The sequence below is a fragment of the Psychrobacter sp. BF1 genome, from assembly GCF_019279065.1.
Taxonomy (GTDB): domain Bacteria; phylum Pseudomonadota; class Gammaproteobacteria; order Pseudomonadales; family Moraxellaceae; genus Psychrobacter; species Psychrobacter urativorans.
This window is the reverse complement of sequence record NZ_JAGYWV010000030.1, coordinates 1-3,116: the sequence shown is the minus strand read 5'-3', so window position 1 is coordinate 3,116 and position 3,116 is coordinate 1. Positions and strand designations below refer to the sequence as shown.

At 33.9% G+C, this 3,116-nt stretch carries 3 protein-coding genes; 2 read left to right on the top strand and 1 reads right to left on the bottom strand.

Going from position 1 to position 3,116, the window contains the following annotated elements; genetic code table 11:
* Positions 1-567 precede the first annotated feature (567 nt).
* Both KZA12_RS14695 and KZA12_RS14690 read left to right on the top strand, forming a co-directional pair.
* On the top strand, positions 568-1,287 hold the full coding sequence (locus tag KZA12_RS14695; RefSeq protein WP_218690749.1) for a DUF805 domain-containing protein: 720 nt from the start codon (positions 568-570) through the stop codon (positions 1,285-1,287).
* A 39-nt stretch (positions 1,288-1,326) separates the two neighbouring features.
* A complete protein-coding gene (locus KZA12_RS14690) occupies positions 1,327-1,998 on the top strand; it encodes a hypothetical protein (RefSeq protein ID WP_218690748.1) in 672 nt (223 codons plus the stop codon).
* Between the two features lie 51 nt (positions 1,999-2,049).
* On the opposite strand, the gene KZA12_RS14685 is transcribed toward KZA12_RS14690, so the two are convergent.
* Positions 2,050-3,116: 26S protease regulatory subunit (locus KZA12_RS14685; protein ID WP_218690747.1), on the bottom strand; the 1,067-nt coding region annotated here is incomplete at its 5' end.

The following is a 3,116-nucleotide window of genomic DNA, read 5'->3' as shown; positions in this document are numbered from 1 at the left end:
ATGTGCTGAAACTGCAAGCTACTAGAACCATATCATGCTATCTTGCACTCGAGTAAAGAAGTACTTTGCTAATTCCCGCTCATGACCTACCATTTAGCGCTTCTTTAAAACCTTTTATAGGCTATCTAAATTTAATTGACCAGTACATATAGATGAAGTCGTGAAATTAAGGTTAATGTCGGATACATCAATCAGCTAGAATAGAGTAAATACCAATTTAAACTATAACTTATTAGATGATAGACCCTTCAATATTATGGTGTTAGAAATATTAATAATATCTATATATCTAATAAATCAACTTTGCCTTGATAGGTCAAAAAAGCTCTATATGCTACTATTTACATAGCATATAGAGCTTAGTCATTAAGTTTAATTTTCTTAGGTGATGTGGTTAATACTGGGGTTTGACAATATCATCAAATATATTGGGCTAGATTACAATGAAGGGCAACTAGCGAAGCACTGCTTGGCTACAGTCTCACAAGTAAATCTCTATGATAGTTACAGTATAAATCAACTCTCTGCCACTTTTAATAGAGGTCAAACATATAAAGGTATAAATAAATGCAAGGTAAGATAATTAGCTATGACCATAAAAATAATTCAGGATGCTTAGAAGCAAGTAATGGTGAAAAATATATATTTAGTGGTTATAGCTGGTCTGAACAAAATCTGCCAGTGCCTAAAGATGAAGTAGAGTTCACTTTTTCTAGAACAGGAAGCATAGACGAGATATTCTACAGAAATAAAACGATATATAACCAAGAGTTGACTAATCCTGCTGCTACTCCAGAATCATTAAGACTTCATACTAATAACTCAACTAGCCCGATTGATATAGAACGCCTAAGATCAGCGGAATATGAAAAATATCAGGTCGAAAATAAATATGGCTTTATCAGATGGATGTTAAAAGCACTCAAAAACTTTGCCGACTTTAGTGGCCGTGCAAGAAGAAAAGAGTATTGGTATTTTTATTTAGCTACCATTATTTTAATTCAAATATCTAGAATAATCATATATATAATAAATTTAGAATATATAAGCTATGAAAGCGCATTACCTCTTCTTAGTTTTATAGCTATTATCAATTTAATGCTACTTATCCCAATTTGTGCTGTTGGAACAAGACGTTTGCATGATATTGGAAGATCAGGGTGGTGGCAATTACTATGGTTTATCCCAGTTATAGGTTGGATATTTATACTATTCTTTCTCTGTAAAAATACTTCTCCACAAAACAACAAATGGGGTCCACCAGCTAAGGTGAATAGGCTTTTATAAGAAATGCAAAGTAAAATAAAATTCTTCGAGAATTAAAATATGTTTTCAAAAACCAAGTTTTACATCCTATTGTTGCAGATGCTAATACTATTAGCGTCATCATTATCCAATGCTTCTGATATTAATTTTCAAAAATACTCTATTCCTAATCTCGGAGAAATTTCAATTCCGTTAAATATGGAGCTTCAAGGAGGAAGATATAAAGAACTTAATAACGAGGTTTTGGAAATAATTAATGCTAGAGCAGACTTAGGATTATCACCAGATAGCCGCTATGTGTTTCAGCAGAAAGGCTTGCATAGCTTCGATAAAAATGGATTTAATACTTATGCTAGAATAATTATTCATACAACATTAGGTAATTACTCTGAATACGCATCTTTGAAAGATCCTTATGCTCTTACAGCCTTTGAACGTAACCAACTAAGCCAACAACTACGTACCCAAACAACTCAATCTTTAGCTAAAATTAATATCAAAATAATACGCTGGTACGGTATTAACCCTGTGAAAATAAACGACCAAAACGCTTTAGAAGTAAGTTACTTACGGCAATTAGGCAACAACCCTTATGTTGCTGTTAGAGCGTATTATTTTGAGAATAATGATAGGGAACATCTTGTCACCGTATCTTATAGATTGAGTGATGAAAAAGTATGGAAGCCTTTGTTTATTAAGTCTCTAAAGAGCTTAAAAATAATTAGTAGATAGTTCGTAACCAACATTCTCATAGCTTGGATTAAGGCCTTAAAACAGAAAAAATTAGAACCTTTGGAACTCAGTAAAAGAATCATACTTTTCGAGTTGATCATAATTAACAGATGATTTCGTTTTGCGAAGCACTTCCATTAAATGTTCATGACCAATTTTACTATTTTCTTTCAGGGCAAGTTTGGCCGCTTCATTGACCATATAATTAATATCACTGGAAGTATAATGCGCCATCAACATGGCTATAGAGTCAAGATCCAAACCACTATCTATAGGTCGTCCTTTCAAGAGAATCTTCAGCATCTCTTTACGAGTATCAAAGTCAGGCAGAGGTATATAAACCGCTTTATCAACTCTACCAGTTCTTAGAATCGCTTTGTCTATTGCATCAGGCCTATTTGTAGCCATAATGGTAAGAATGCCTTTCTCACTACATTCTGTGAGCTGAGCGAGAAATTCATTAACTTCTGAAGAATAGTGTTGACCCATATGTGCACTATCACGACTTGGCATTACTGCATCAACCTCATCAATAAATATCACCGAAGGTGCCTTAAGGCTGGCTTCTAAAAATAGCTTACCAATCTTTTCTTGAGTGCCATGAACATAGACACTAGCCAAGTCAGAAGGCTTGATTTCAAAGAATGTATAACCTAATTCAGCAGCAAGCTGTTTTGCTATAAAAGTTTTACCACACCCAGGAGGACCATAAAACAATAAGCCGTTAAGTGGCTTAATCCCATACTCTTTATAAGCCTGCTTATTTTTTAAAGGTTCAATAATATCAGTAATTAATAGGGACTTCAGGTCCATCATCCCTGCTATTTTGTTTAGACCGACATGATCACTCTTATCCTGTGAGCCTTCTGATACCTTAAGCTTGATGTTTATTGCCTCACTATCGGGTAGCTGAATCTCATCATAATAAGGAAACTCATAGTATTGCTTTATAAATAAGTCTAACTTCTTGCTAAACTCATTCACTCCTATATTATTTAGAGCTTGAAAGACAATACTTTTTAAATCGTCCGGTATGTGCTGAGAGTAAAAGGTTGATTGACTTAGAGGGTTTGAATCTCGGTAAGAAAATATTTGATACTGTACTGCTTTGTAAGTAG

Coding starts and splice junctions, on each gene's coding strand:
- KZA12_RS14695 (WP_218690749.1), top strand. CDS start 568: ATGCAAGGTAAGATAATTAGCTATGACCATAAAAATAATTCAGGATGC.
- KZA12_RS14690 (WP_218690748.1), top strand. CDS start 1,327: ATGTTTTCAAAAACCAAGTTTTACATCCTATTGTTGCAGATGCTAATA.